The following is a 3,569-nucleotide window of genomic DNA, read 5'->3' on the forward strand; positions in this document are numbered from 1 at the left end:
CCCCCTTGCCCAGCCGCGCCTCCGGGGCGAGTGCCGCCAGCCGGCCCGTTCCCGACTCCCCCGGCTCGGTGAGCAGGGTTCCGGTGGTGAAGTCGACCGGGTTGGTCGGGTCGACCACCGTCGTCCCCGCCAGTGTTCCGTCCGGTCCGCCCACGTCGCGCACCACGTCCGCCGCGGCGGACCAGGGCACCGCGAGCAGCACGAGGTCCCGCCCGGTGGCCGCCTCGCTCGGGCTCGCCGCCTGTGCCGTCCCGCCGAGGTCGCGGGCGAGCCGCCGTGCCCTGTCCTCCGACCTCGCCCCGACGACGACCTCGTGCCCGGCCCGCACCCAACCCACGCCCAACGCCGACGCCATCGCGCCGGCGCCCAGGATCCCGATCCGCATCGTTTCCACTCCGATCTCCGTCGTGTCCTCGGTACGAGGTGGACGGTAGGGAGCCCGACGCGCACCGATCGGTAGGAGACGAGGGGCGAGAATGGTGCGATGACCCGCGCGGACCAGGCGCACTGCGTCGAGCTGAAGGCCGACTGCCGGATTCGGGCCGCCACCGACCTGTTCACGCACCGCTGGGACCCGGTGGTGCTGGTCGCGTTGGGCGAGGGCCCCCGGCGGCGGCGGGACCTGCGGTGGGCGATCGGCGGGTTGAGCGACAAGGTGCTGACCGAGGCGCTGCGCCGGCTCCTCCGCCAGGGACTGGTCGACCGCCGATCCCTCCCGGCGGCGCCGCCGCACGTCGAGTACCGGTTGACCGGGCTCGGGGAGAGCCTGGTGCGCGGGCCGCTGCGGGAGTTGGCGCGGTGGATCGGCGAACACGGGGACGAACTGCTCGCCGCGGAGGACCGCGCCGCCGGGCACGACGACCCCGGCTGAGCCTCCGGACAGGACGCGCAGGGCCCCCCGGGATGGCGAGCCGGACACGCCGAACGGCGTGGAGCGCCCGGGGCGGTGATCGGCCCGGCCGTCCTGGAATCCCGCCGTTCCCCCGTGAAGGGGAAACCACGCCCTCCCCGCTCCGAACTCGATTTCCGGTCGAGACCAGCGGAGCCGAACGGAACTGCACGGTCGTTCCCTCACACCATTCTTCCGCGCCCGCCGCTCGTTTCTCCCGCTCATCGGCGGTACGGGAAATTCTGCGGCCCACGCCGGCCGGGCGGAATGGCGGACCACCCCTCGTCCTCGCGGCGAGCGGCACCGCCACCAGGGGACGTCCGCGCCGCTAACCTCGGTGGGACCGGGCGGCCTCCAGCCTGTTGACCAGCTCTTCGACTGGCGAGAACCCGTTGCAACTCCTCCTGGGAGGACTGGCGCCACACGGGTGCCCCGATGTCACCGCCGACGGCCGTCCACGCCACGAAAAACGAGGGCACACGGGAATTCCTCCATGGCCGACGTCGAATTTCCCGTACCCCGGTTCACGACGAGAACGGATCGAACGATGACCGGACCAAAGTTCTCCCCGGAGTGGGACAGTGGAACGCGCGCACCGGAACCCGGTCCCGCCATGCTGCGGGAACGGTACCGCGTCGAACGCGATCGGCGGCTCCGCGACCGCTCCGGCAGGACGTACGTCTCGCCGACCGGTCCGCTCGCGCACCACGTCGCCGACCCGAACGCCGATCCCACGTTCCAGCGGCCCCCGCTGCGGGACGAGGTCGACACCCTGGTCGTGGGTGGCGGGTTCGGCGGTCTGCTCCTCGCGGCCCGCCTCCGGGAACGCGGTGACCGGCGCATCCGGATCGTCGACCGCGCCGCCGACTTCGGGGGGACCTGGTACTGGAACCGGTACCCGGGGGCGCAGTGCGACGTCGAGTCCTACGTCTACCTCCCGTTGTTGGAGGAGACCGGCCGGCTGCCCAGCGAGAAGTACTGCGGGGGCGAGGAGATCCTCGAGCACGCCAGGGCCATCGGCCGGCGGTTCGACCTGTACCGCGACGCGTGCTTCCAGACGGTGGTCACGGAGCTGCGCTGGGACGAGGAGGAACGGCGGTGGACGGTGCTGACCGACCGCGGCGACGTGGTGCTGGCCCGGTACGTGGCGGTGGCGACCGGTCCGTTCCGGGAGTTCCGGCTCCCCTCGATCCCCGACCTGGCCACGTTCCGGGGCCGGATGTTCCACACCGCCCGCTGGGACTACGCCTACACCGGCGGTGGGCCCTCCACGCCGATGACCCGGCTGGCGGACAAGCGGGTCGCGGTGGTGGGAACGGGTGCCACCGCCATCCAGTGCGTTCCGCCGTTGGGACGGGACGCCGGCCACCTGTACGTGTTCCAGCGGACACCGGCGGCGGTCGACAGTCGGGGGAACCGGCCCACCTCCAAGGCGTGGGCCGACTCCTTGACCCCGGGTTGGCAGCGCCGCCGGCAGGAGAACTTCACCGCCGTGGTGTGCGGCGTGGACCAGGAGGAGGACCTGGTGGCCGACGGGTGGACGGAGCTGTTCCGGTCGTTGCGGGTGCCGCTGCCCGGGTTGGCGCCGGGTGGTCCGGGGACGGAGGACGAGGTGGCGGAACGGATGGAGTTGGAGGACTTCCGGCGGATGAACCACCTCCGGGCCCGGGTGGAACGCCGTGTTCGCGACCCGGCGACGGCCGAAGCCCTCAAGCCCTGGTACCGGCAGTTCTGCAAGCGGCCCGGTTTCAGCGACGACTACCTGGCCACCTTCAACCGTCCGACGGTCACCCTGGTGGACACCCGGGGGCGGGGCGTGGAGCGGGCGACCGAACACGGCCTGGTCAGCGGAGGTGTCGAGTACGCCGTGGACTGCGTGGTCCTGGCGACCGGCTTCAGCGAGGGCACGCCCTACGAGGCGGGTTTCGGCGGCTGGATCCGGGGCCGGCACGGCGTGCGGTTGTCCGAGCACTGGCGGGAGGGCGTGCGCACGCTGCACGGCTTCTACAGCCACGGCTTCCCGAACTGCTTCTTCCTCGGCCCGTCCCAGAACGGCATGTCGATCAACTTCTCGCACAGCCTGGACGAACAGGCCCGGCACCTGGCCGCGGTGATCGAGGCCGCCGAGCGGAGCGGGGCGTGGTACGTCGAACCCACGGCGGACGCGGAGGCGGCCTGGGTGGCGGAGGTGCGCCGGTCCGGTTCGATGGACCAGGAGTACCTGCTGGACTGCACCCCCGGCTCCTACAACGGCGAGGGCATGCCCGTCGAGCGCCCCGACACCTACGGCGGCAACGCGGTCCAGTTCCACGAGGTGATCCGGCGGTGGCGGTTCACCGGTGGGATGACCGAGGTACTGCGTTCCCCGATCCGACCGGTGCCCACCGTTCGTCACGACTGACGGTGGCGGCGGGGGTGGCGCGGCCGTCCTCGTCGCCGGGCGGCCGCGACCCCACCGGTGCGCTCTCGGGCGCCGGTGGAGCGCTGGTGGCCACCCCGCGTCGGTAGGCGGTGGGGCTGCACCCGCGCCGCCGCTTGAACGCGACGCTGAGCGCGAAGGCGTCGGCGTAGCCGACCCGGCGGGCGATGGTGGCCACCGTCCACTCCGTCTCGCGGAGCAGGTCCGCCGCCAGGCACACCCGCCACTCGGCGAGGTAGCTCATCGGAGGTTCCCCCACCC

Annotated in this window: 3 protein-coding genes and 1 pseudogene; 2 read left to right on the top strand and 2 right to left on the bottom strand. The window is 72.7% G+C overall.

From position 1 onward, the window contains the following. A partial coding sequence (locus tag ACTIDRAF_RS0216450) for an NADPH-dependent F420 reductase (protein ID WP_016699819.1) occupies positions 1 to 385 on the bottom strand: 385 nt, incomplete at its 3' end. Between the two features lie 99 nt (positions 386 to 484). Between ACTIDRAF_RS0216450 and ACTIDRAF_RS0216455 the strand changes: the two genes are divergently transcribed. Then, the gene (locus tag ACTIDRAF_RS0216455) at positions 485 to 871 is read left to right on the top strand and encodes a winged helix-turn-helix transcriptional regulator (RefSeq protein WP_016699820.1); all 387 of its coding nucleotides are present in this window, start codon (positions 485 to 487) and stop codon (positions 869 to 871) included. A 565-nt stretch (positions 872 to 1,436) separates the two neighbouring features. Further along, positions 1,437 to 3,290, top strand: coding sequence for a flavin-containing monooxygenase (locus tag ACTIDRAF_RS29310; protein ID WP_245533564.1), 1,854 nt, complete (start codon positions 1,437 to 1,439; stop codon positions 3,288 to 3,290). A gap of 97 nt (positions 3,291 to 3,387) precedes the next feature. Here ACTIDRAF_RS29310 and ACTIDRAF_RS35590 read toward each other — a convergent pair. Beyond that, positions 3,388 to 3,569: pseudogene (locus ACTIDRAF_RS35590) on the bottom strand (helix-turn-helix transcriptional regulator); the annotation flags it as partial.

This window comes from Actinoalloteichus spitiensis RMV-1378, from assembly GCF_000239155.1.
GTDB classification, from domain to species: Bacteria; Actinomycetota; Actinomycetes; order Mycobacteriales; family Pseudonocardiaceae; genus Actinoalloteichus_B; species Actinoalloteichus_B spitiensis.